This window comes from Propionivibrio sp., from assembly GCF_047602565.1.
Lineage (GTDB): Bacteria > Pseudomonadota > Gammaproteobacteria > Burkholderiales > Rhodocyclaceae > Propionivibrio.
In genome coordinates this window covers 1,148,506-1,173,260 of the sequence record NZ_JASGGX010000001.1, presented here as the reverse complement: position 1 = coordinate 1,173,260, position 24,755 = coordinate 1,148,506, and the positions used below count along the sequence as shown (strand labels likewise).

The window sequence follows — 24,755 nt, the reverse complement described above, 5'->3', positions numbered from 1 at the left end:
CGCCCGTTCCCATTTTCAATACTATTTGCGGATCGCAACCGTGATGGTCTATCTGGCAGTCATTCTTGTCGCGTTTTCGTTATTCATCCTCTATAAGGAAAAAGGCGATACACGGATTTTCCTGTTCCTGCTCACCGCCGGCTGGATCATCTCGGTATTCTTTTTCATCGCTTACATCCAATACCTGGATCAACGGGAGTTGTACCAGAACCTGTTCTCGAAAAAGATACTCATCACCACGCTCCTGCCAAAATCGCCGATCACGCTGCTTGGCAGCGGCGACAAGATCATCTCGGTAATGAACTTCGGAATAGCCATTTTCGTATATTCGGCGCTCTGCTTTCCGCTGTCTTTTCTGAAGCCGCTCAGGAAGAACACGGGTATCTACATTCTGCTGGCCATCCCTCAACTTCTGCAGTTCTTCATCTACTCTCCCTGGGTATATGAATACGTCTACAGGACTCTTTTCGTCTCGCCCTATCAGGACGTGATTTCATTCGCCGACTTCTACGCCATTGACGAGAATATCCATTTCATCACGAAACTGGTCAATCATTCCTACATAGGCTCGGGCTTCGTGATGATGATTTACAACTACTTCATCACCCCAAAAATAAAATATTTCCGCAGCTACTATTTCCTGATCGCTTCCGGATACACGTCGATAGTGCTTTTGTTCATCACCTTTCTCTGGTGGGCGCCCAAGAGGCTTATTTCTCTCACCACGGCAAAGGACTCCATGCATTTCCTGCCGGTATCGATTCTCGTCGAAGGCAACATCATCGAGTTCTACCCTCATATCATGCTGGCCTCGTTCGTCACCCTGCTGCTGGCGCTGTACCGCTTCAACCACCTGTATTTTTCTCTGCAAAACGTCAAGACGAACATCTATCGTTCATTCGACATCACCAATTCAGGCATCAAGTTCTACAACCATATGATCAAGAATTTCGCCATGGCCATCCTGGTCGACGGCGAATCGCTCAAAAACAAGGTGTCCGACGCATCGTCCGTCCTGACGCACGCCGACCGGATCATTCGGAATTCGAAGGAACTGCTGGTCACCCTCAACGGAATTCAGTCGAAGTTCTCCGTCACGTCGCTTAATCTGTGCGCCGCGGACATCCGGGAGGTCATGAGTCGCGCGCTCGATCAATTCAAGTCCGAAGGGGTGGGCATCGAGTACTCGGCCGACGAGCACCCGCTTCCCGTTCTTCTCGATCCGCAACACATGAAGGAAGTGTTCATCAACATACTGAACAATTCCCTGCAGGCAATGCCGCAGGAGCCGCGCTCACTTTGCATCGAAATGCACAAAAACAAGTTCTGGGTCGATATTTCGATCTCCGACAACGGGTGCGGCATTGCGAAAGACAATCTCGACAAGATATTCATTCCGTTTTTCAGCACGGGCAACAGGCAGGAAAACTGGGGGCTCGGGCTGAGTTACTGCTATCGGGTGATCATGGCCCACCAGGGACGGATATTTGTTGAACTCGGAGCTGGGCCAGGGCACCACGGTCAAGATATTGCTGCCGCTCAACGACGAATGAAGCGCTGGCCCGCGCCGCCGACGGGGGACTGTCGGAACGATCCGCCCGTTGCCCGGTGATCCGGCCGCCCCATGGCCAGGTATGAGCTACGCCCGCCCTAGGGAGGACCCACCGGAGTTGAGCAGCTGACGACTGCCTCGCAGCGTTAGCTATTGAATCGGCAGCGATTTTGTCTGCCGATACGGCGCGTCCCAGCCACGCCGGGGATGTTTTTGCAGATTTACAACACTTCCAGTGATTTTGTTGTTTTTTTTCATCATTCGGTCACGGTGCTGCGCGATAATGAAGTCCTGTAGAAGAGGACCGTCGAGATGGAAGAGAATGCCGCATCCCTGTCACGCGGCTATATGAAGTGGGGGAAAAAGCTGACTCAGGCCCATGGCGCGTTGTTTTTTGCGCGTACGCCGCTCGGTCGTTCGACGAAAATGGTCCTTTTCGGCATCGGGGCCGTGCTGCCGCTCGGTACGGTCATCTGGGTGCTCCTTTTGTCGCACGGCCTGCGCGTCAAGCGCGCTTCCTCGGTGAAATCGGTGAACTGAACGCCGCCGCTTCGCAAGGTGTCGGCCCTGGCCTGGCAGCCCGCCGCGCTTTTTTTTCGGCGTATCTCCCGCGGCCATGTCCCCTCCGGCACCGATTCCCGGGGGACATCCTGCACGTACAGATCGTCGGAACCGGTTGCCGGAGCGTTAGAATGACTGCTTTGCCGCGATGCCGGAGCCCGCTCGGGCGATCGCCTCCCACCTCCTCAATCTTCTTCTGGACATCATGAACAAACGCGGATTCACCACCACCACGCTGCATTGCGACCGTGCCAAGCCGATCGAGCACGGCGCGACCCACAAACCCGTGCATAACTCGGCGGCGTTCGGTTTTGCCAGCGCGCACGATCTCGTCAAGGTCTTCCAGGGCGAGCAGGCCGGTTTCGTCTATGGGCGCCAGGGCACGCCGACCTCGGCGGCGCTGGAGGAAAAGGTCACGCGCATGGAGCAGGGGTTCCTGACCGTCGCCTTCAGCAGCGGCATGGCGGCGATCTCGGCGACGCTCTTCGCGCTGCTGCGCGCCGGCGACCACATCGTTTCCAGCAGCTTCCTGTTCGGCAATACCACCAGCCTGTTCGAAACCTTCGGCCGGATGGGCATCGAGGTGAGCTTCGTCGACGCCACCGAGGCGGCCAACGTGGAGGCGGCGCTGCGTCCGGAGACGCGCCTGGTCTTCGTCGAAACGATCGCCAATCCGCGCACGCAGGTGACCGACCTCGCGGGCATCGGCGAATTGTGCCGGTCGCGCGGCGTCGTTTACGTGGTGGACAACACCGTCACCTCGCCCTACCTGTTCCGGCCTCGGGACGTGGGCGCCAGCCTGGTCGTCAATTCGCTGACCAAGTACATCGGCGGCCACGGCAACGCGCTGGGCGGCGCGCTCACCGACACCGGCCTGTTCGACTGGACGCGCTATCCGAACATCAGCGAGCTGTACCGCAAGGGCGATCCCCGCACGTGGGGCATCGTGCAGATCCGCAAGAAGGGGCTGCGCGACGCTGGCGCCACGCTGTCGCCCGAGGCGGCGCATCACCTGGCCATCGGCGCCGAGACGCTGGCGCTGCGCATGGCGCGCACCTGCAGCAACGCCCAGGCGCTGGCCGAGTTCCTGGCGGCGCACCCGAAAGTGGCGAAAGTCTATTATCCGGGGCTGGAGAGCCATCCCCAGTACGCGCGCGCCAAGGCGCTGTTCGGCGGGAATAGCGGCATCCTGTCCTTCGAGCTGGTCGACGGCGTCGATTGCTTTGACGTGCTCGGCAAGCTGGAACTGGTCATTTCCTCGACCAACCTGGGCGACAACCGCACGCTGGCCATTCCCGTCGCGCCGACGATCTATTTCGAGCTCGGCCCCGAGCGCCGCGCCAGCCTGGGCATCGCCGAATCGCTGATCCGCATCTCCGTCGGCATCGAGGACGTCGAGGACCTGCTCGCCGACTTCGGCCGGGCGCTGGAGGATTGACGGGCGGGCCTTCCCACCGTCGGCGCCTCTGACGGGCGCGGGCGGGCCGGTGCTACTTCCGGCCGCCGCGCGATCCGCCCTTGTCCCAGCCGTAGCGCACGGTGCGCTGCCAGCGCCGGTCCGGCTGGCGCGACGGGTCGGGCACGGCCGGTCCGTCCCCCGGCCGGCCGGAGTCCGGCCGGGGCTGGCGCGGCGGTTTCGGCGGGTTGCGCATGGCGGTGTCTCCTCGGCGGGGCGGGCAATGCCTCTATGCTAGACTTCCCGCTCATTCTATCGATCCCGGGAAATCATGGCAGGCAATACACTCGGCACCTTGTTCACCGTCACCTCCTTCGGCGAATCGCACGGCCCGGCCATCGGCTGCGTGGTGGACGGCTGCCCGCCGGGGCTCGCGCTGTGCGAGGCGGACATCCAGGCGGAACTGGACCGACGCAAGCCGGGCACCTCGCGGCACGTGACGCAGCGCCGCGAGCCGGATACGGTGGAGATCCTGTCCGGCGTGTTCGAGGGCCGGACGACCGGGACGCCGATCGGCCTGCTCATCCGCAACCAGGACCAGCGCAGCAAGGATTACGGCAACATCGCCCAGACCTTCCGTCCGGGGCATGCCGACTACGCCTACACGCAGAAGTACGGCTTCCGCGACTATCGCGGCGGCGGCCGCTCGTCGGCGCGCGAGACGGCGGTGCGCGTGGCGGCCGGCGCCATCGCCCGCAAATGGCTCAAGGAGCGCTGCGGCGTGACCATCCAGGGCTGGATGAGCCGGCTCGGGCCGATCGAGATTCCCTTCGTCGATGCCGCCCGGATCGGTGAAAACCCGTTCTTCGCGCCGGACGCCGCGATCGTGCCGCGGCTCGAAGAATACATGGACGCCTTGCGCAAGGCGGGCGACTCGATCGGCGCGGAGATCAGCGTGGCGGCGCGCGGCGTGCCGCCGGGCTGGGGCGAGCCGGTCTATGATCGCCTGGACGCCGACATCGCCTACGCGATGATGGGCATCAACGCCGTCAAGGGCGTCGAGATCGGCGCCGGCTTCGCCTGTGTCGCCCAGAAGGGCAGCGAGCACGGCGACGAGATGACCCCCGAGGGTTTTCTTTCCAACCATGCCGGCGGCGTGCTCGGCGGCATTTCCACCGGCCAGGAGATCGTCGTCCGCCTGGCCGTCAAGCCGACGTCGAGCATCCGGCTGCAGCGCCGCTCGATCGATCTGCAGGGCCGGCCGGCCACGGTCGAAACCCACGGCCGCCATGACCCGTGCGTGGGCATCCGGGCCACACCGATCGCCGAGGCGATGCTCGCGCTGGTGCTCATCGACCATGCCTTGCGGCACCGCGCGCAGTGCGCGGACGTGGATTGCCAAACGCCGAAAATTGGGAGCAAAATGCCTTGAAACAAACGCATCTTTCTGTCGATGTCCAACTGGAAATTTGCACGGAGGAGGGACTCAAAATGCACGTCGAACACCATGAGCTTCACCAGGAATTTCCCGAGATGAAGGACGTGATCAATACCTTGCGCACGGGAAATCCCATGTTTGCCCGGCTTTTCGCGACCTACCACCGCTTGACGGGCAAGGTTGAAGATCTGGAAGAACACGACATGCCGGTAGACGACTTCACCCTCGAAGACATGAAAAAGCACCGCGTCAAGGTCAAGGACGACCTCTATCACATGATGCTTGCCTACCGCGCGGGCCAGCAGTCGGTCAAATAACTCTTTTTTACGGAATCGGTCCGGGGAGCGTTCGGTAGAATTGCCGGATGCTCCCCGTTCCTTATTGGCGCCTGTCGGCCTACTACTTTTTCTATTTCACCTTCATCGGCGCCTTTTCCCCGTACTTCGCGCTCTATCTCCGCTCGCTCGCCTTCTCGGCGTGGGACATCAGCCTGCTGATGACGCAGATGCAGCTGATGCGCCTGGCCGGCCCGTTCTTCTGGAGCGCCCTGGCGGACCGGACGGGAAAGCGGATCGCGGTCATCCGCCTGACCGGGATCGCCACCTTCGCGCTGTTCTGCGTGTTCTTCGTGGCGCGCCGCTTCGGCATCGTGCTGGCCACCATGAGCTGCTTTTCCTTCTTCTGGGTGGCGGCCTTGCCCTTGCTGGAAACACTGACTTTCGACCATCTGCGGGAAAAGCCGGAACGCTACAGCCGCATCCGCCTGTGGGGGTCGGTCGGCTTCATCGCGGCCGTGCTCGGCGTCGGCGCGCTGCTCGACCGGTGGCCGGTGGACGCGGTGCTTTGGGCGTGCGGCTTTTCGCTGGCGATGGCCGCGCTGTGCGGGCTGGCGGTGCCCGAGGCGGGCGTCCCGCATGCCGCCGGAACGCATCAGCCGATCGGCCGCGTCCTGCGCCAGCCGCGCGTCATGGCCCTGCTGACCGCCTGCTTCGCCATGTCGGCGGCGCACGGCGCCATGAACGTCTTCTACACCATCTTCCTCACCGACCACGGATACAGCAAGTCGGCGGCGGGAACCTTGTGGACCTTCGGCGTGCTCGCCGAGATCGTCACCTTTTTCTTCATGGCGCAGCTCATGCGCCGCTTCGGCCTGCGGCAGGTCCTGCTGGCGTGCTTCGCGGCGGCGGTCGTGCGTTTCGCGGCCATCGGACAACTGGTTGACTTGCCGGTCGCGCTGGTCCTGACCCAGCTGCTGCACGGACTCACCTTCGGCGCCTTTCATTCGGCGGCGGTCGCCACGATCAATCTCTGGTTCCCGGGAAACATCCGCGCCCGCGGCCAGGCGCTCTATTCCTCGGTGAGCTTCGGCGCCGGCGGCGTGGCCGGCGGGCTGGCCAGCGGCTGGGCCTGGGAGCGCCTGGGCGGCGCCGAGGCGTTCGCGTTGGGATCGTTGTTCGCGCTCGTCGGTCTAACTGTCATTTTTTTCGGGGTTCGGGGCGCGGATGTCGGCGAAAATCAACCGTTGTGCGTTGTCAATGGAGTGAGCGATGTCGAAGGGCGACGGAGGTAGCGTTTTGAAGGTCGGGGTGAGCGCGGTTTTTCTATCGATGCTGCTGGGCACGGCCTGTACGCCGACGCATACGACGTCCGCCGGGGCGGTCGGCGTGGAGCGGCGGCAGGCCATGCTGCTCTCGTCCGCCGAGGTGAACCAGGCGGCGGAAAAGGCCTACGCGCAGACGATCCAGGAAGCGCGGGCGAAAAACCTGCTGAACCGCAATCCCGCGCAGGTGCAGCGGGTCAAGGCGGTCGCCGCGCGCCTGGTCGCCGTGACCGGAGTGTTCCGTACGGACGCGCCCGGCTGGCGCTGGGAGAGCAACGTCATCAGTTCGAGCGAGCTCAATGCCTGGTGCATGCCGGGGGGCAAGATCGCCGTCTATACCGGGCTGCTGGAAAAATTGGCGCTGACTGACGACGAGCTGGCGGCGGTGATGGGGCACGAGATCGCCCACGCCCTGCGCGAACATGGGCGGGAGAAGGCGAGCCAGGCGGCGGGCGTCGATCTGGCGGCCACGCTGGGCGGCGTGATCGGCGCGTATTACGGACTCGATGCCAGCATCGGCAAGGAGGTGGTGGGAACCGCCGGCGATCTGGCGTTCATGCGCCCCAATTCGCGCGGGATGGAGCAGGAGGCGGACCGGATCGGCGTCGAACTGGCGGCGCGGGCGGGCTTCGATCCGCTGGCGGCGGTCTCCCTCTGGGAGAAGATGGGGCGCGCGTCCGGGAACGGCACGCCGCAATGGCTATCCACGCACCCGTCGAACGAGACGCGCCTCGCCGATCTGCGGGTTTACGCCGAGCGCGTGCAGCCGCTCTATCGCGCGGCGCGTGCAAGGAATTGAATTTGTTTGGTTTCATGGGGTTGTGTCGGCTGACAGGGCCGGTATCCCATGAGATAATCATCGGGTTTTTCGGCGTCTTTCACAGAGATGTCCCACGGATGGCCGACTTGTCGCAATTGGAGGAGATTCGCCATGAGAAGAATAGTGCTCGCCCTGGTGCTCGTCGCCGCCACCCTGTCGGCGGCGTGCAACACCGTGCGCGGCATCGGCAAGGACATCGAGCGCGGCGGCCAGGCCATCGAGAAGGCGGCCACCAAGTAGCCGCCTCTGCGTGTTGACGCTCCGAGGAAGAGCGAAACCGGTTTTTTGATCGTATCGAGGAAAATGACGTGAAAATTTGTGTCTTGCCGGGTGACGGCATCGGTCCGGAAATCACCGCCCAGGCGCTGCGCGTGCTGAAGGCGCTGGACCTGAAGTTCGAGATGGAAGAAGCCCTGCTCGGCGGCTGCGCCGTGGACGCGACGGGAAATCCGTTCCCGGAGGCCACCCAGAAACTTGCCCAGGCGGCCGACGCCGTGCTGCTCGGCGCGGTCGGCGGCCCGAAATGGGACGTCCTGGCCCGCGAACTGCGCCCGGAACGCGGCCTGCTCGGCATCCGCAAGCTGCTCGGCCTGTTCGCCAACCTGCGTCCGGCCGTGCTTTATCCCGAACTGGCCAACGCCTCGACGCTCAAGCCGGAAGTCGTGTCCGGCCTCGACATCCTGATCGTGCGCGAACTGACCGGCGACATCTACTTCGGCCAGCCGCGCGGCATCGAGACGCGCCAGGTTGACGGCGCCGAACAGCGCGTCGGCGTCAATACGATGATCTACAGCGAAGCGGAAATCCGGCGCATCGGCAAGATGGCGTTCGAAGCCGCGCGCAAGCGCAACCGCAAGCTCTGTTCGGTTCGACAAGATGAACGTCCTGGAGACGACGCAGCTCTGGCGCGACGTGATGAACGAACTGGCGCCTGAATATCCCGACGTCGAGCTCACGCACATGCTGGTCGACAACGCCGCCATGCAGCTGGTGCGCGCGCCCAAGCAGTTCGACGTGATGGTCACCGGCAACATGTTCGGCGACATCCTGTCCGACGAGGCGTCGATGCTCACCGGATCGATCGGCATGCTGCCGTCGGCCTCGCTCAACGAGACCGGCAAGGGGCTGTACGAGCCCTGCCACGGCTCGGCGCCGGACATCGCCGGCAAGGGCGTGGCCAATCCGCTGGCGACTATCCTGTTGACGGCGATGATGCTGCGCTACACGTTCGCCCAGGAGGAAGCGGCCCGGCGTATCGAGAACGCGGTGAAGCGCGTGCTCGAACAGGGCCTGCGCACGGGCGACATCTACGAGCCGGGCACGACCAGGGTCGGCACCGCCGAGATGGGAGACGCCGTGCTCGCGGCGCTCCGGGCAGCGTAAAGATTTCTTTTTTTGATCGAGGTAAACGCAATGAAGAAGGTAGGTCTCGTAGGCTGGCGCGGCATGGTCGGTTCCGTGCTCATGCAGCGCATGGAAGAGGAAGGCGATTTCGCCTTCATCGAACCGGTGTATTTCTCCACCTCGTCGGTCGGCGGCAAGGCGCCGGCATGGGGCGGCAAGGACGGCGGCACGCTGCTGGACGCGATGTCGGTCGAGTCGCTCAAGCAGATGGACATCGTCATTACCTGCCAGGGCGGGGAGTACACCAAGGAAGTCTTCCCCAAGCTGCGCGCGACGGGGTGGAACGGCCACTGGATCGACGCGGCGTCGGCGCTGCGCATGGACAAGGACGCGGTGATCATCCTCGATCCGGTCAACCTGAACGTCATCAAGGACGCGCTGGCCAAGGGCGGCAAGAACTGGATCGGCGGCAACTGCACCGTGTCGCTGATGCTGATGGGCATCGGCGGCCTGTTCAAGCACGATCTCGTCGAGTGGGTCTCGGCGATGACCTACCAGGCCGCCTCCGGCGCCGGCGCGCAGAACATGCGCGAACTGCTGTGCCAGATGGGCGCGCTGCATGACGCGGTGCGCGCCGAGCTGGCCGATCCGGCCTCGGCCATCCTCGAAATCGACCGCAAGGTCGCGGAGACGATGCGCGCGTCCAGCTTCCCGACCAAGAACTTCCGCAACACGGCGCTGGCCGGCAGCCTGATCCCCTGGATCGACGTGCCGGTCGAAGGCGGCCAGTCCAAGGAAGAATGGAAGGGCGGCGCCGAATGCAACAAGATTCTCGGCCGTCCGCCGTTCCGCTCGCCGGGAAGCATCCCGGTCGATGGCATCTGCGTGCGCATCGGCGCCATGCGCTGCCACTCGCAGGGCCTGACCATCAAGCTGCGCAAGGACGCGCCGCTCGACGAGATCGCGGGCATCATCGCCGATGGCAACCCGTGGGCCAAGGTCGTGCCCAACGAGCGCGAGATCAGCGAGCGCGAACTGACCCCGGCGGCGGTCACCGGCACGCTGACGGTGCCGGTCGGACGCCTGCACAAGCTGGCCATGGGCGCGGAATACCTCGGCGCCTTCACCGTCGGCGACCAACTGTTGTGGGGCGCCGCCGAGCCGCTGCGGCGCATGCTGCGCGTCCTGCTCGAAGGCTGATTGGTACAAAAAAAGGACCGGGGGTGGCTCCCCGGTCTTTTTTACGGTTTGGCGGCATGTTATAAGCAAGTCGAGCTTGCATCGCTAACCCCATGATGTTATTTTAATATTCCCGATTTCGACGCTCAGGGTGCCGTCTTGGCAAATAAAACATATCAATCCATCAAGCACTTCGGCCTGCGCTCCTCCGTCATGGCGGTCGCATCCTCCCTCGTTCTGTCCGGCGTACCGCTGGCGGCGCATGCGGCCGGCCTCGGCCGGCTCGTCGTGTTCTCGGCGCTCGGCCAGCCGCTCCGGGCGGAAATCGAGGTCACCGCGACGCGCGAGGAACTGGCCGGCATGAAGGCGCAGCTGGCCTCGCCCGAGACCTTCAAGCAGGCCGGACTGGATTACGCGACGGCCCTGCTGAACGTGCGCTTCAGCCTCGACAAGCGGCCAAACGGCCAGGCGGTCATCCGGCTGACCTCGGACCGGCCGATCAGCGAGCCCTTCCTCGACATGCTGCTGGAGCTGAACTGGTCCACGGGCAGGCTGGTGCGCGAATACACCTTCCTGCTCGATCCGCCGGAATTCGCCGCCAAGGCGTCCGCGCCGGCGGCCCCGGCGGTCGTCGCCGCGCCGGCCGGCCGGTCGGTGCCGGCGTCCGGCGGCTCCTCGGCCATCGACAACGAGGTGCGGGCGCGGGCGGCCGCGCAGGTGCAGGGCCGGCAGCAGGCGCCGCAAAAATCCGCCGAACCGGCCGTCCAGGCCGGGGAAGGGCGCGAAGTCAAGCGCGGCGAGACCCTGCACCGCATCGCCTCGGAAACGAAACTGGAAGGCGTTTCGCTCGAACAGATGCTGGTCGCCCTGTTCCGCGCCAATCCCGGCGCCTTCGACGGCGGCAACATGAACCGCCTGAAGACCGGGGCCATTCTCGCGATACCCGACAAGTCGGCGATCGAAGCGGTCGCTCCGGGAGAAGCCAGGAAAATCGTGGTGGCGCAGTCGTCGGACTGGAACGCCTACCGGAGCAAGCTCGCCGGCGTCGCCGCCAAGTCGCCGGCCAAGGACGACGCGGCGCGGCAGGAAGCCAGTGGCAAGATCACCGCCAAGGTCGACGATGCGGAACAAGCCGCGCCCAAGGATCAGCTGAAGGTTTCCAAGGCCGAATCGGCGCCGGCCAAGGGCGGCGCGGCGGCCGCGAAGGAGTCCGCGGAGGATGCGGTCGCCAGGGACAAGGCGCTCAAGGAGTCCAACGAGCGCGTGGCGGCCCTCGAAAAGAACGTGGCCGACCTGCAGAAGCTGCTGGAACTGAAGAATCAGAACCTGGCCGAATTGCAGAAACAATCCTCGGCGCAGCCGGCGCCCGCCGCTCCGGCGGCGAAGCCGGAAGAGGCGCCCGCAGCGGCCACGCCAGCCGCGCCGGCGGAGCCTCCCAAGGCGGCCGAATCCGCCCCCGCCGCCGTGGCGCCACCCCCGGCGCCGGCGCCTGAGGCGCCCGCGGCCAAGGTGGAGCCGCCGCCGCCGCCGCCGGCGAAGCCGGCCGAAAAACCCAAGGTCGTCGCGCCGCCGCCTCCCCCCGAGGAGCCGGGATTCTTCGAGGAACTGCTCGGCAACACCACGGCGCTGCTGGGCGGCGGGGGCATTCTGGCGCTCATCGCGGCCTACCTGTTCATGCGCCGCCGGCGCGCCATGGCCGACACGCCGGAGCGGGATCTGAGCAGCACCCTGACGCCGCCGAGCACGACCGGCCTGACGGCCAATTCGGTGTTCCGCAACACCGGCGGGCAGAGCGTCGATACCTCGTCGCAGGTGCCGGCGCAGACCGATTTCAGCCAGGCCGGGCCGGGCAGCATCGATACCGACGAAGTCGATCCGGTGGCCGAGGCCGACGTCTATATGGCCTACGGCCGCGACGCGCAGGCGGAGGAAATCCTGCTCGAAGCCCGCCAGAAGGACCCGAAGCGCACCGCCATCGCCGTCAAGCTGCTCGAGATCTACTCGGGGCGCAAGGACGCCAAGCAGTTCGAGGCGCTGGCGGCCGAGCTGTACGGCGAAACGGGCGGCGTCGGCTCCGATTGGGAGAAGGCCGCGGCGATGGGGCGTCTGCTCGACCCCAACAATCCGATTTTCCGCGGCACCGTGTCCGCCGGCGCGGTGAAGGCCGGGCCGGCGAACGGCGGCTCGTCCGGGCTGGCGGCACCCGTTGCGGCGGCCGTCGCGGGGGCGTCCGCCGCCGCCCTGGCGAACCTCGACTTCGATCTCGGCGACGACGGGCACAAGCCCGCGCCGGCTCCGCAGCCGGCACCGGCCGGCAAGGCATCGCCGCTGCCCGAGACGCTTGATTTCGATCTCGGCGGCGATGCCGGCCAGCACCTCGCCGCGCCCGCCGCAGCCGAAAAAGCCGTGCCGGCGGCTCCCGCCGCTCCGGCGGCCGATGCCGAAGCGTCGGATCTGGATTTCGACATCGGCACGAAGATCGCGCCGTTGTCCGAGACGCTCGACCGGCAGGAAGCCAAGGCGCAGCTGTCCGATCTCGATTTCGATCTGGGGAGCGACAGCGTGGTCCCGGTCGATTTCGGGAAGGCTGCCGAGGCGGCCGACACGCCCGCCGACGCGCCGGCCCTGGGGGACGATGCGGTCGAGTTCGACGTCAGCCTGACCGAATCCACTTTCCTCGGGCGCCTGCCGCCCGAGCCGTCGTCGTTCGACATGGCGGCGATCGATCTGGATTTGCAGTCGCCGGATCTGGAAATCGGCGGACTCGAAGAACCGCCCGCCGCCGCCAGTGCGGCGAAGACGCCCCAGGAGCCCGCCGGGGAAGCCGCGTTCGAGGGCGCGCAGGTATCCACCGCGGTCAATCCGGATTTCGTTACGGAGCAGATGGAAACCGTGGTGACGCCCACCAGCTTCGCCGGCGGCCAGGACGACACGACGGTGAACCCCGATTTCGCCTCGGAACAGATGGAAACGCTGGTGGTGCCGGGAATACCGGATGCGCAGTCCGACACGGCGCTCAATTTCGAACTCGCCAACCAGCAGGCGGAGACGGTCATCAGTCCCTCGACCGCCGGTCCGGCCCAGGAACTGGCGCCGGAGCTGGATATCGGCGTGGGCGAGGAGGTCGCGACCAAGCTCGATCTGGCCAAGGCCTACGAGGAAATGGGCGACGTCGAAGGCGCGCGCGAACTGCTGCAGGAAGTCCTGAAGGAAGGGGATGCGAATCAGCGCGAGGCCGCGCAGAGCATGCTGACGCGGATCGGCGGATAATCCTCGCGGGACGTGGCACGCAAGGCCGCAGCCCGGCAGCGGGATGCGGCCTTCTCTTTTGAGCGGGGGGAGCGGATTCGGTGCATATGGGAAAAACGGCCGTTCATCCGGCGACGCGCCTGATCGCCTGGCTGGCCTTGCTGATCGCCGTGCAATGCCTGAGCGGCGCGGTGCTGCTCGCCGCCTGCCTGTTCGCCCCGCTGGCGGGCGCGCGGGTGATGCGGCGCGGCGGCCGCCTGGTCTGGCGGACGCGCTGGCTGCTGCTCTCGCTGCTGCTCGTCTTTGCCTGGGGCGTCGCGGGCGAGCCGCTGTGGAGCGGCAGCCTGGCGCCGACCCGCGAGGGCGTCGACGAGGCGCTGAAACATCTCGGCCGCCTGGTGCTGGTGCTCGTCTCGGTGGCGGCGTTCCTCGAATTCATGCCGCTCGCCGAACTGCTGGCGGCCACGCACGCGCTGCTCGCGCCGTTGCGGCGCCTCGGCGTGGATGCGGACCGCGGGGTCGTGCGCCTGATGCTCGTGCTGCGCTACGTGGAAACGCTGCCCCGGCCGCGCGACTGGAAATCGCTGCTCGACATTCCGGAAACCGCCGCCTGCGAAACCATCGAGATCGAGCATCAGGCCCTGCGCTGGCTCGACGGCTGCGTGATGGCCGGGCTGCTCGGCGGTCTCGTTCTGTTCTGTTTCCGGTAGCCGGCGATGCGCATTGCCCTGGGAGTGGAATACGACGGCGGCGCCTTGCGCGGCTGGCAGACGCAGCCGGGCGGCGGCACGGTGCAGGACGCGCTGGAAGCGGCGCTGAGCCGCATCGCCGGCGCACCGATCGCCGTGGTCTGCGCCGGACGGACCGACGCCGGCGTGCACGCCGCCGGGCAGGTCGTGCACTTCGACACGCAGGCCGCGCGCCCGCTGACGGCGTGGGTGCGCGGGGCCAACAGCTTCCTGCCGCCGGCCGTCGCCGTGCGCTGGGCGCAGCCCGTGGGCGACGCTTTTCATGCCCGCTTCTCGGCGTACGGGCGCTGCTACCGCTACCTGCTGCTCAACCGGCCGCAGCGCCCCGGCGTCTGGCACGGCCGCGCCGGCTGGCATCACCGGCCGCTGGACGAGGCGCAGATGCAGCGGGCCGCCGATCTGCTGCTGGGCGAGCACGATTTTTCGGCCTTCCGCGCGGCGGACTGCCAGGCCAAAACGCCGGTCAAGACGATGCGCCACGCCGAGGTCCGGCGCGTCGGCGAGATGCTGGTCTTCGATTTCGAAGCGGGCGCCTTCCTGCACCACATGGTGCGCAACCTGGTCGGCAGCCTGGTCTACGTCGGGCAGGGCAAGCATCCGCCGGAATGGATCGGCGAGCTGCTGGCGGCGCGGGACCGCACGCTGGCGGCGCCGACCTTCGCGGCGGCCGGCCTATACCTCGTCGGGGTGCGCTACGAAAAATGCTGGGGCTTGCCGGTGGCGGAAAATCCGTTCCTGCCGGGGTACGCCATTCCTTGACGGGCCGGACCGGCGGCAAAAACTCAGAAGACTTCGACGCGGTTGCGGCCCAGCGTCTTGGCCTGGCGCAACGCCTTGTCGGCGCGGTTGAGCGTGTGCGAATAGCTTTCGCCGCACTGGTAGCGGGCCAGGCCGATGCTGATCGTTATGCTCTCGGTGAAATCGAAGCGGATGCGCTCGACGCACGTGCGTACCCGTTCGGCGATCTGGCAGGCCAGTTCGATCGGCGTCTCCGGCAGGATGAACAGGAATTCCTCGCCGCCCCAGCGGCCGCAGACGTCGTATTCCCTGAGCGCGTCGCGGATGGTGAAGGCGACCTCGGACAGCGCGCGGTCGCCGACGTCGTGTCCGAACCGGTCGTTGACCGACTTGAAGAAATCGATGTCGGCGATGCCGAGCGAATAGCCCGTGCCGTTGCGGCTGGAGCGCTCGCTCTCCTCGGCCAGCCGTTCCATGAGAAAGCGGCGGTTGCCCAGGCTGGTCAGCGGGTCGCGCAGCGACACTTCGCGCAGCGTCTCGCTCAATTCCCTCAGGCTCTGCTGGTAGCGGTCAGAAATCCGTACCAGCTTTTCGATGCGGCGCAATTGCCGGTCGTACTGCTGCACCAGCGTTTCGTTGCTCGAACGCGACAGCAGGTGATAGCCGTCGGAAATCCTGACCAGGCGTTCGAGCCGCTGCCGCTGGCCGTCGCTCTGTTCGAGCAGCTGCGCAAGCAGTTCGCGCAGCGGATTGCCGGCGTGCGCGGGATCGGCCAGGGCCGCCCGGATCAGCGCGGCCAGATCGTCTTCGGAGGCGGCCGGAGTCGGCAGCGGACTACTGGCGCACATCGGCGGCGATCTCGAACGGGAAGGTGCAATCCTCCCGGAACTCGTCGGCCAGATCCAGCACGCGCTCGTTGCGCGGGTCGTAATACCAGTTCACGCTGACGGCGCGGCCCCGCCCATGCGCCTCTTCGAGCAGGTCGAAAATGTCCATCATGGCCCGCACCGAGCTGGTGTTCATGTACACCAGCCGCAATTCGAGGTTGAGCGGCGCGGAGGTTTCCTTGAGGTAGCGTTCGACCCAGCCGATCACCTGCCCGAAGAACTCGAAGGAATTTTCCGGGTAGGAATCGCCGGCCATGGCCAGCACGCCGCGCTCCCAGTCGCCGCTGATGCTCGGGGTCGATTGGCTTCCCTGGATGTTCAGACTATTCATTGCGCTAAATCCGATAACGATTTCAGATGACGGCCCGCAGGCTGAAAAAGGAACGCACGGCGCTGGTGGGCTCCAGGCAGGCGCGCAGCGGTTCGGCCGACTTCCTGGCCATGTCGATCAGTCCCAGGCCCGCCCCGCTGGCCGCGCCTTCCGGGCGCGGCAGGCGCAGCTGCGTCTTGTAGGCGGCCTTGAGCTGCTCCTTGTCCATCCGGGCGAGCTCCCCGACGCGCGCCAGCAGCGTTTCGCCGTCGTCCCTTTCCACCAGGTTGCAGGCTTCCACCAGGTAGCGGCCGCTGGCGTCCCGCGCCACGATCACCGTCGCCGAGCTGTTCATTTCGTCGTAGCCCCGGGCCAGGGCGTAATGGCGGATGTTCTGGGTCATTTCGACGTAGACGCCGAACACGTCCATGGCTTCGGCCGGATGCGCGTTGTCGGCCTGCAGATAGTTCTTCAGGGCATTGCCGATTTCTTCGATCAGGCTCCGGGAAATCGGACCGTTGAAACAAAGCAGGATTTTTCCGCTGTTGAAATACTCGCGCAGTTCGAAGATGCCGATCGGTTCCATCGCCGCTCCCCCTTCAGTCGAATCGGAAAGATAGTATCGTGATGTCGTCCCGCTGCGGATAGGCGCCGCGGAAGTCCTCCAGCGCCTGATTCAGCGCGCCGGCCTGTTCTTCCATCGGCAGCCCGGCGCATTTCTGAAGCAGCTCGGCGAAACGGGTGTTGCCGAAACCGTAGCCCAGTTCGCCGCCGGCCTGATCGAGGAAGCCGTCGGTGACCAGGTAGTAGGTCGCGCCGGCCTGTATCTCGACTTCCGTGTCGGCGTAGCTGCCCCGGCGGCGGTCGCCGATCGCCCGGCGCGCGCCCTTGATTTCCCTGACCTGCCCGCCGTCGGTCCAGTACAGGCCGATCTTGGCGCCGGCAAAGCGCAGGATCTTGCGCTCCCGGTTCACGTAGGCCAGCCCGACGTCCATGTTGGTGGCGATCGACCGCTGGAAATCGCCTTGCCGGATCATGTCGCGGATGGACACGTCCGCCTGTTCGAGAATGGCCGCCGGCGATTCCATGCCGGCGCGGCTGGTGGCGAAATCCAGCGCCGCGCGGGCCAGCATGGTCATCAATGCGCCGGGAACGCCGTGGCCGGCGCAGTCGACCACGCCGACCAGAAAACGCTCGTCGTCGGCGCGGAAGACGTAGAAGTCGCCGCCGACCACGTCGCGCGGCCGCCAGAGCACGAAGTGATGCTGTCCCAGCGCGTGCTGCAGCTGCCGGTCCGGCAGGGTGGCCCGCTGGATCAGGCTGGCGTAGTCGAGGGAATCCTTGATCTTCTGGTGCACCCGGCGCATTTCGAGATTCGCCGCCTCCAGCGCCTGCGTGCGGGCCTGCACCTTGTCCTCGAGCTCCTCGGTGTTGCGCCGGATACGGTTGGCCATGACGCCGAATGCGCGGCTGAGGTCGCCCAGCTCATCCTCCGTGGGCGGCGGCAGGGACACCTCGAAATTGCCCTGCGCCAGCGCCGTCGCCGACAGCTTGAGCTTGTTCAGCGGCCGCAGCACCAGCCGGTTGACGGCGTAGGCGAAAACCGCCGAGAGGATGGCGATCAGCACCACCAGCGCGGCGATGGCGATGTTCAGCCACATCCGGTCCAGCACCTGCGCGGCCTGCAGGTCGAGCGCGGTGACGATATGCCACTTCAGTTCCGGGATGTAGGACAGGGCGAGCAGCTGCGACTTGCCGTCCAGCGTGGCGTACAGCGTGAACACCTTGCCCGGCTGGGCGTACGCCTGGCCCATGGCGTGGGCCAGTTCGCCGCGCTGCCCGCCGTCCGCCAGCTGGCCGGCGAGCGTCTGCTCCCCGCTGGCCGCGTTGGCCGCCGTATTGAAGGCGATCAGGCGCTCGTCGCCGTGCGCCTGGATGGCGCCGGCCTGGTTGATGATGATCGAGGTGACGCCCGGTTCGCTGGTGGCGATGAAATCCTGGAGGAAGCCGCTCAGGTCGAGGCCCGCGCCGGCGACGCCCAGGATGCGGTCGCCGTCCCGGACGAGCACGTTGAACCAGACGCGCGTGACCTGCAGCACGCGGTCGTAGTCCACGTTGATGTTGTAATCCTCCCGCCGCGCGAGCGAGCTGAAGAACCACGAATCGCGCTCGTTGTCCCGGCTCAGCACGTAACGGGGCTGCTCGCTGAACGGCTCCTTGTCGTCGTTGGCGTAATAGCCCCGGCTGTCCGCGCTGGCGATGGAATAGGCGTGATCGCGGAAATCCTTGCGGTATCTGTCCGCTTCCTTGAAGAACAGCGCCCGCTTGTCGGCGTTGTCCTCGTCCAGCAGCCACTGGATGGAAACGACCGAATCCGCGAGGCGCTGGGACAGCACCAGTTCCCGGGCCACGGGCGCGAGGATGCTCTGCCGCTTGTGCAGGGTGAAATTGACCGCGTAGGCTTCCCCGAAATGATTGCGGACCTCCTCGAAAACATGTCGCCCCACCAGGCCCGCCGGCAGCATGACCAGCAAACATGCCAACAACAACGCCAATATCGCCTTTGTTCTTAATCTTAGATTCCAGATGGCCATCTGGTCCCCTGACGCGATTCGAAAAGCGGCTATTGTAGTCTTCACTGGGGCGGCAAATCATCAGTGGGAGAGGATAAAAATCGGGCATCGTATAATCGAAGCCCGCCATTCAATTCATGTGTGCCTATGTTGCGAATCAAGATCTGCGGCCTGACGCGCGAGCAGGACATGCGGGCGGCGATCGACGCCGGCGCCGATGCGCTGGGCCTCGTCTTCTACCCGCCGAGCCCGCGTTGCGTCGACCTCGAACAGGCGGCGCGGCTGGCGCGGCTGGCGCCGCCGTTCGTCAGCGTGACCGGCCTGTTCGTGAACGCCGAGCCGCAGCGCGTGCACGCAACGCTGGCCGCCGTGCCGCTGCATCTGCTGCAGTTCCACGGCGACGAGGACGAGGCCTACTGCCGGCAGTTCGGCCGGCCCTACGTCAAGGCGGCGCGGATGAGGCCGGGATTCGATTTGCTACAATACGCAGCGGCTTTCCCCTCGGCGCAGGCCATCCTGGTCGACGCCTTCGTCGCCGGGTACGGCGGCGGCGGCCGGGCATTCGATTGGAATCTGCTGCCGTCCGGGCTGTCGAAGCCGCTCATTCTCTCGGGCGGGCTCGACGCCGGCAACGTCGGCGCGGCGGTCGCCCGGGTGAGGCCGGCGGCGGTTGACGTCTCGTCGGGCGTCGAGGCGGCCAAGGGCATCAAGGACGCGGCGAAGATCCGCGCTTTCATCGCCGCCGCGCGCGCGGCGGCAACCGATTGATCCGGACTTTCCGGGAAGAACTGGACGGAACGATGCGCAAGACCTGTGGCGGACGTACCCGCACCTGCTGGAGACGGTTCCTTGCCGATCACACCTGAGGCCGATGATCGACCCGATCATCCGTTGTCCCTTTTCAATCGCCTCAAGGAAAAATCATGACTGCCACACCTTACGACCTGCCCGACGCGCGCGGCCATTTCGGCCCCTACGGCGGCATCTTCGTCGCCGAAACGCTGATTCCCGCGCTCGCCGAACTGAACGAGGCCTACGCGGCCGCCCGGCGCGATCCGCAATTCATCGCCGAGTTCGAGTACGACCTCAAGCACTACGTCGGCCGGCCCAGCCCGGTCTACCACGCCAAGCGCCTGTCGGACGAACTGGGCGGCGCGCAGATCTATCTCAAGCGCGAGGATCTCAACCACACCGGCGCGCACAAGGTTAACAACTGCATCGGCCAGGCCATGCTCGCCCGCCGCATGGGTAAGAAACGGGTGATCGCCGAGACCGGCGCCGGCCAGCACGGTGTCGCCACGGCCACCGTCGCCGCGCGCTACGGCATGGACTGCGTCGTCTACATGGGCTCGGAGGACATCCGGCGGCAGGCGGCCAACGTCTACCGCATGAAGCTGCTCGGCGCCACGGTGGTGCCGGTCGAAAGCGGCTCGAAGACGCTCAAGGACGCGCTCAACGAAGCGATGCGCGACTGGGTGACCAACGTGTCGACGACTTTCTACATCATCGGCACCGTCGCCGGCCCGCATCCGTATCCGATGCTGGTGCGCGACTTCCAGGCGGTGATCGGCCAGGAATGCCTGACCCAGCTGCCCGAGCTGTGCGGCCGCCAGCCCGACGCGGTGATCGCCTGCGTCGGCGGCGGCTCGAACGCCATGGGCATCTTCCACCCGTACATTGCCCACGCGGACGTGCGCCTGATCGGCGTCGAGGCGGCGGGCGACGGCATCGAGACCGGCCGCCACGCGGCCTCGCTGACCGCCGGGCATCCCGGCGTGCTGCACGGCAACCGCACCTACCTGCTGCAGGACGCCGACGGGCAGATCATCGAGACGCACTCGGTGTCCGCCGGCCTCGACTATCCCGGCGTCGGCCCCGAGCACGCCTGGCTGAAGGACACCGGCCGCGCCGAGTACGCGACGATCACCGACGCCGAGGCGCTGCAGGCCTTCCATACCCTGTGCCGGCTCGAAGGCATCATCCCGGCGCTCGAATCGAGCCATGCCGTGGCGCACGCGGTCAAGATCGCCCCGTCGATGGGCAAAGACAAGATTCTGCTGGTCAACCTTTCCGGCCGAGGCGACAAGGACATGCACACCGTCGCCGAAAAGTCGGGCATCCAATTCTAAGGAGGCCGCCATGTCCAAGATCCAAGCCACCTTCGAGCGTCTGCAGGCGCAGCAGCGCAAGGCGCTGATCCCCTTCATCACCGCCGGCGACCCCGAGCCGGCGCTGACCGTGCCGCTGATGCACGCGCTGGTCGAAGCCGGCGCCGACATCATCGAGCTCGGCGTGCCGTTCTCCGATCCGATGGCCGACGGGCCGACCATCCAGCGCGCCTCCGAACGCGCCCTGGCCAAGGGCGTCAGCCTGCGCCGGGTGCTGGAAATGGTCGCCAACTTCCGCGCCGACAACAACGAGACGCCGGTCGTGCTGATGGGCTATGCCAATCCGATCGAGGCCATGGGCGTCGAGGCCTTCGCCGCGGCGGCGTTCGACGCGGGCGTCGACGGCGTGCTGGTGGTCGACTACCCGCCGGAGGAAAGCGCCGATTTCGCCCGGGCCATGCAGGCCAACGCGCTCGATCCGATCTTCCTGCTCGCGCCGACCTCGACCGAGGAGCGCGTCGCCATGGTCGCCGAACTGGCCAGCGGCTACGTGTATTACGTCTCGCTCAAGGGCGTCACCGGCTCGGCGCAGCTCGACGTGGAGGCGGTGGCCCGGCGCATTCCCGAGATCCACGCGGCGGTCGGCGTGCCGGTCGGCGTCGGCTTCGGCATCCGCGACGCGCGGACGGCCGGCGCGATCGCGCGCATCGCCGACGCGGTGGTCGTCGGCAGCCGGATCATCGAGGAAATCGAGCAATCGCCGGAAGGCGACGTCTGCGCGCGGGTGAAGCGCCTCGTCGCCGAGCTGCGCCGGGGCATCGATGAAGCCGGCCAGGCCTGAGGAAGGAAACGCCATGAGCAGCTGGTTGAACAAGGTCCTGCCCAAGATCAAGCGCCCCGCCGGCGTCGAACGCAAGACCAGCCTGCCGGAAGGGCTGTGGAGCAAGTGCCCCGCCTGCGAGGCCGTGCTCTACGCCACCGACCTGCAGAAGAACGACCAGGTCTGCCCCAAGTGCGGCCACCACAACCGGCTCGGCGCGCGCGCCCGCATCGACCTGCTGCTCGATGCGGACGAGCGTTTCGAGATCGGCGCCGACGTCCTGCCCGCCGATCCGCTGCACTTCACGGACAGCAAGCCGTACGCCGGCCGGCTGGCCGACGCGGCCAAAAGCACGGGGGAGACCGACGCGCTGGTGGTCATGCAGGGGCGGCTGCGCGCGATCCCGGTCGTGCTGGCGGTCTTCGAGTTCGAGTTCATGGGCGGCTCGATGGGCTCCGCGCTTGGCGAACGCTTCGTGCGCGGCGTGCAACTGGCGGTCGAGCAGCGCCTGCCCTTCCTCTGCGTCGCCGCTTCGGGCGGCGCGCGCATGCAGGAAGGCCTGTTCTCGCTGATGCAGATGGCCAAGACGACGGCCGCGCTGGCCCGGCTGTCGGAGGCCGGCCTGCCGTTCATCTCGATCCTCACCGACCCGACCATGGGCGGCGTCTCGGCGTCGTTCGCCTTCCTCGGCGACGTGGTCATCGCCGAACCCGGCGCGCTGATCGGTTTCGCCGGCCCGCGTGTGATCGAGCAGACGGTGCGCCAGAAACTGCCGGAAGGTTTCCAGCGCGCCGAGTTCCTGCTCGAAAAGGGCGCCATCGACCTGATCGTCGACCGCCGCGAACTCAAGGACCGGCTGGCGAAGCTGCTGGGCATGCTGCAGAAGCTGCCGGCGGCGGCGTGATGTTTTGGGGGTCAGTAATTTGCCACACCGGTTCCGCCCCGGACTCCTCCCCCTTCAAGGGGGAGGTTGGGAGGGGGATGGGGTGGCGTTTAGATGGCCGAGGCGTTACCCCATCCCCACCCCGGCCCTCCCCTTGAAGGGGAGGGAGAGATGGCGGTACCGCCCGGGGATTCCGGCAAAACTACATCGCATAGGCCTTTGAATTTCCAGCCATGACCACAGCGCTTCTGATCATTGACGTACAGCAGTCGCTTTGTTTCGGCGAATTCGCCGCATTCGAGGCCGAGCGCGTCATCGATCGCATCAATCAGGTATCCGCGCTCGGCAGAAGCGCGGGCATCCCGGTGGTCGTCATCCAGCACGAGACGCCCGACGGCCCGTTGAAATTCGGAGAGCCCGGCTGGCAGACGGCCGCCGGCCTCGTCGTCGCTCCTGCGGATATACGCCTGCGCAAGCGGACGCCGGATTCGTTTCACAACACCGAGCTGCAGGCGATATTGTCCGCGCGCCACGTTTCGAGCCTGATCGTCTGCGGCCTGCAAAGCGATTTTTGCGTGGATACCACCGTCAGGCGCGCCCTGGCGCTCGGGTATCCCGTGACTTTAGTCTCCGACGGTCATTCGACTGTCGATAACGGCGTGCTCAAGGCTTCCCAGATATCCGCTCATCACAATGCGACCTTGAGCAGCATTACGAGCTTCGGCCCTCGCGCCCGCGTGTCGCCCGCCTCCGAAATACGGATCACCGCGTAGTCCATGTTCGGCATCCGCGTCATTTTTCGCTGAAAGAATCCCATGTCTGAAATCATCGTCATCGGCCACCGCAATCCCGACACCGATTCCGCCTGCGCGGCCTGGAGTTACGCGCGCTACAAGAACGCCGTCGATCCGCAGCACCGCTATCGCGCGGCGGTGTGCGGCCAGCTGGGGCGGCAGGCCAAGTTCGTGTTCACCAATGCCGGCGTCGAACCGCCACCCTACCTGAAGGACGTCATTCCGCGCGTCGGCGACATCGCCGAGGACGCCGGCATCCGCCTCGACCAGAACGATCCGCTGAAGATGGCCTTCCACGATCTGGATACGCCGAGGCTGTCGGTGGTGCCGGTGTTCGACGACGCGAAGAACTTCGCCGGCATCGTCGGCGTGCATGAAATGCTCGGCTATTTCGTCGAGGGCACCGTCAAGTCGCGGCCGTTCTACACTTTCCGCGCGGACAACATCGAAAAGGTGATCCCCGGCTATTTCCTCAAGCGCGGCCGGGACGACGAGTTCCGGGCGCCGATCATGGCCGGGGCGATGGCCCTCGACCAGTCCGCCAAGCGGCTCGACGCCCTGGCGCCGGCCAAGCCGATCATGATCGTCGGCAACCGGCCGGAGCTGATCGACATGGCAATCAACCGGGAAGTCCCGGCGATCATCCTCACCGGCTACGAAGCCGGCGAAACGCCGTCGGTCGATTTCGGCGGCTTTGCCGGTTCGGTCTATGTGTCCACCTGCGATACCTCGGAGACGATCCGCATGCTGCGCCTGTCGCTGCCGGTCAAGCAGATCATGGACACCAAGCCCTTGTGCCTGCCGCACGACGAACTGTTCGACGCCGCCAAGAAAACCCTGCTCAACACCGAGCATCACGGGCTGCCGGTGTTGAAGGACGGGCGCTTCGTCGGCGTGGTGACGCGCGAGAGCTTCATCGAGAAGCCGCGCCGCAAGCTGATCCTGATCGACCACAACGAGCTGTCGCAGGCCGTCGCCGGCGCCGAGGACGCCGAGATCTGCGAGATCATCGACCATCACCGCATGGGCGCGGAGAAGACCAACACGCCGATCTACATCTATTGCAAGCCGATCGGTTCGAGCTGTTCGATCGTGTACAGCCACTTCCGCATGGCCGGCGTTGCGCCGGACCGGGAAACCGCGCTGCTGATGCTCTCCGGCCTGCTCTCGGACACCATGCTGCTGCGCTCGCCGACCACCACGCCCGAAGACCGCCTGTACGCGCCGGAACTGGCGCGGCTGGCCGGCGTGGACCTGCAGGAATACGGCACGCTGATGCTCTCGCTCACGGCCAGCCTGAAGCAGACCGATCCGCTGCAGATGGTCACCGGCGACTTCAAGGAATACGCCGAATGCGGCTTCCGGGTCGGCGTCAGCCAAGTCGAGGTCGGCACGCTGGCCGACATGGACGAGGTCAAGGCCAACATCCTGGCCGCGCTCGAACGTGTCTGCAAGGAGCGCAACCTGACCTGGGCGCTGCTGCTGGTGACCGACGTGACCCGCGAGCACAGCGTGCTGCTGTGCTCGCCCTGGCCCGCCGCGGCGAAGGAGTTCGCTTACAAGCGCCTCGAAGAAAACATCTTCGACCTGCCCGGCATCCTCTCGCGCAAGAAGCAGTTGCTGCCGGAAATCCTGCGCATCCTTGATGTCGTGGGAAAGGGATGAAAGGCAAAAACAATTAACCACGGCGACACGGCGGGCACGGCGAGAAGCAAAATCTTATTTCTCGTTGTGCCCGTTGTGTCGCCGTGGTT

The 24,755-nt window shown here is 65.8% G+C and carries 23 protein-coding genes and 1 pseudogene; 19 read left to right on the top strand and 5 right to left on the bottom strand.

The genetic code is table 11. From position 1 onward, the window contains the following. The first annotated feature begins 43 nt into the window (after positions 1–43). The 3 genes from QM701_RS05310 (at position 44) to QM701_RS05300 (ending at position 3,551) form a co-directional block, all read left to right on the top strand. Positions 44–1,612, top strand: coding sequence for a sensor histidine kinase (locus QM701_RS05310; RefSeq protein ID WP_415169348.1), 1,569 nt, complete (start codon positions 44–46; stop codon positions 1,610–1,612). A 252-nt stretch (positions 1,613–1,864) separates the two neighbouring features. Continuing rightward, the gene (locus tag QM701_RS05305; protein ID WP_415166048.1) at positions 1,865–2,092 is read left to right on the top strand and encodes a hypothetical protein; all 228 of its coding nucleotides are present in this window, start codon (positions 1,865–1,867) and stop codon (positions 2,090–2,092) included. A gap of 226 nt (positions 2,093–2,318) precedes the next feature. After that, positions 2,319–3,551, top strand: coding sequence for a cystathionine gamma-synthase family protein (locus tag QM701_RS05300; RefSeq protein WP_415166047.1), 1,233 nt, complete (start codon positions 2,319–2,321; stop codon positions 3,549–3,551). Positions 3,552–3,603: 52 nt separating this feature from the next. Here the strand turns inward: QM701_RS05300 and QM701_RS05295 are convergent, their stop codons facing one another. Beyond that, positions 3,604–3,765, bottom strand: coding sequence for a hypothetical protein (locus tag QM701_RS05295; protein ID WP_415166046.1), 162 nt, complete (start codon positions 3,763–3,765; stop codon positions 3,604–3,606). A gap of 75 nt (positions 3,766–3,840) precedes the next feature. On the opposite strand from QM701_RS05295, the gene aroC reads away from it, so the two are divergent. The 10 genes and pseudogenes from aroC (at position 3,841) to truA (ending at position 14,647) form a co-directional block, all read left to right on the top strand. After that, positions 3,841–4,941 (top strand): chorismate synthase, encoded by a 1,101-nt coding sequence (aroC, locus tag QM701_RS05290; RefSeq protein ID WP_415166045.1) that lies wholly within the window; start codon positions 3,841–3,843, stop codon positions 4,939–4,941. A 59-nt stretch (positions 4,942–5,000) separates the two neighbouring features. Next, complete coding sequence (locus QM701_RS05285) at positions 5,001–5,264, top strand: YdcH family protein (protein ID WP_415166044.1); 264 nt, start codon at positions 5,001–5,003, stop codon at positions 5,262–5,264. 47 nt (positions 5,265–5,311) lie between these two features. After that, on the top strand, positions 5,312–6,517 hold the full coding sequence (locus QM701_RS05280) for an MFS transporter (RefSeq protein WP_415166043.1): 1,206 nt from the start codon (positions 5,312–5,314) through the stop codon (positions 6,515–6,517). Between the two features lie 16 nt (positions 6,518–6,533). Then, positions 6,534–7,346 (top strand): M48 family metallopeptidase, encoded by an 813-nt coding sequence (locus tag QM701_RS05275; protein ID WP_415166042.1) that lies wholly within the window; start codon positions 6,534–6,536, stop codon positions 7,344–7,346. A gap of 132 nt (positions 7,347–7,478) precedes the next feature. Further along, positions 7,479–7,607, top strand: a complete 129-nt coding sequence (locus QM701_RS05270; RefSeq protein ID WP_415166041.1) for an entericidin A/B family lipoprotein — start codon at positions 7,479–7,481, stop codon at positions 7,605–7,607. Between the two features lie 68 nt (positions 7,608–7,675). After that, positions 7,676–8,750: pseudogene (leuB, locus tag QM701_RS05265) on the top strand (3-isopropylmalate dehydrogenase). 30 nt (positions 8,751–8,780) lie between these two features. Beyond that, positions 8,781–9,911, top strand: coding sequence for an aspartate-semialdehyde dehydrogenase (asd, locus tag QM701_RS05260; protein WP_415166040.1), 1,131 nt, complete (start codon positions 8,781–8,783; stop codon positions 9,909–9,911). A gap of 138 nt (positions 9,912–10,049) precedes the next feature. Next, positions 10,050–13,160, top strand: coding sequence for a FimV/HubP family polar landmark protein (locus QM701_RS05255; RefSeq protein ID WP_415166039.1), 3,111 nt, complete (start codon positions 10,050–10,052; stop codon positions 13,158–13,160). 86 nt (positions 13,161–13,246) lie between these two features. Continuing rightward, positions 13,247–13,849 carry a hypothetical protein gene (locus QM701_RS05250; RefSeq protein ID WP_415166038.1) on the top strand — a complete coding sequence of 201 codons (603 nt, stop codon included), beginning with the start codon at positions 13,247–13,249 and terminating at the stop codon, positions 13,847–13,849. 6 nt (positions 13,850–13,855) lie between these two features. Continuing rightward, on the top strand, positions 13,856–14,647 hold the full coding sequence (gene truA / locus QM701_RS05245; RefSeq protein ID WP_415166037.1) for a tRNA pseudouridine(38-40) synthase TruA: 792 nt from the start codon (positions 13,856–13,858) through the stop codon (positions 14,645–14,647). A gap of 23 nt (positions 14,648–14,670) precedes the next feature. On the opposite strand, the gene siaD is transcribed toward truA, so the two are convergent. From siaD to siaA, 4 genes are read right to left on the bottom strand one after another with little or no spacing between them, the layout of a single operon-like run. Continuing rightward, positions 14,671–15,474 carry a biofilm regulation diguanylate cyclase SiaD gene (gene siaD, locus QM701_RS05240; protein WP_415166036.1) on the bottom strand — a complete coding sequence of 268 codons (804 nt, stop codon included), beginning with the start codon at positions 15,472–15,474 and terminating at the stop codon, positions 14,671–14,673. Then, positions 15,461–15,844, bottom strand: coding sequence for a biofilm regulation phosphoprotein SiaC (gene siaC / locus QM701_RS05235; protein WP_415166035.1), 384 nt, complete (start codon positions 15,842–15,844; stop codon positions 15,461–15,463). The genes siaD and siaC overlap by 14 nt, the downstream gene beginning before the upstream one ends. A 22-nt stretch (positions 15,845–15,866) precedes the next feature. Beyond that, on the bottom strand, positions 15,867–16,409 hold the full coding sequence (gene siaB / locus QM701_RS05230) for a biofilm regulation protein kinase SiaB (protein ID WP_415166034.1): 543 nt from the start codon (positions 16,407–16,409) through the stop codon (positions 15,867–15,869). Between the two features lie 13 nt (positions 16,410–16,422). After that, positions 16,423–18,417, bottom strand: a complete 1,995-nt coding sequence (gene siaA / locus QM701_RS05225) for a biofilm regulation protein phosphatase SiaA (RefSeq protein ID WP_415166033.1) — start codon at positions 18,415–18,417, stop codon at positions 16,423–16,425. Between the two features lie 126 nt (positions 18,418–18,543). Here siaA and QM701_RS05220 point away from each other — a divergent pair, with 126 nt between their 5' ends. The 6 genes from QM701_RS05220 (at position 18,544) to QM701_RS05195 (ending at position 24,666) form a co-directional block, all read left to right on the top strand. Continuing rightward, entirely contained in the window at positions 18,544–19,164 is a 621-nt protein-coding gene (locus tag QM701_RS05220; RefSeq protein ID WP_415166032.1) for a phosphoribosylanthranilate isomerase, read from the top strand. Positions 19,165–19,319: 155 nt separating this feature from the next. Beyond that, the gene (trpB, locus tag QM701_RS05215) at positions 19,320–20,525 is read left to right on the top strand and encodes a tryptophan synthase subunit beta (protein WP_415166031.1); all 1,206 of its coding nucleotides are present in this window, start codon (positions 19,320–19,322) and stop codon (positions 20,523–20,525) included. A 10-nt stretch (positions 20,526–20,535) separates the two neighbouring features. Continuing rightward, on the top strand, positions 20,536–21,345 hold the full coding sequence (gene trpA / locus QM701_RS05210; protein WP_415166030.1) for a tryptophan synthase subunit alpha: 810 nt from the start codon (positions 20,536–20,538) through the stop codon (positions 21,343–21,345). A gap of 13 nt (positions 21,346–21,358) precedes the next feature. Then, entirely contained in the window at positions 21,359–22,228 is an 870-nt protein-coding gene (accD, locus tag QM701_RS05205) for an acetyl-CoA carboxylase, carboxyltransferase subunit beta (protein WP_415166029.1), read from the top strand. A 212-nt stretch (positions 22,229–22,440) separates the two neighbouring features. Beyond that, positions 22,441–22,980 (top strand): cysteine hydrolase family protein, encoded by a 540-nt coding sequence (locus tag QM701_RS05200; protein ID WP_415166028.1) that lies wholly within the window; start codon positions 22,441–22,443, stop codon positions 22,978–22,980. Between the two features lie 42 nt (positions 22,981–23,022). Next, a complete protein-coding gene (locus QM701_RS05195; RefSeq protein ID WP_415166027.1) occupies positions 23,023–24,666 on the top strand; it encodes a putative manganese-dependent inorganic diphosphatase in 1,644 nt (547 codons plus the stop codon). Positions 24,667–24,755 lie beyond the last annotated feature (89 nt).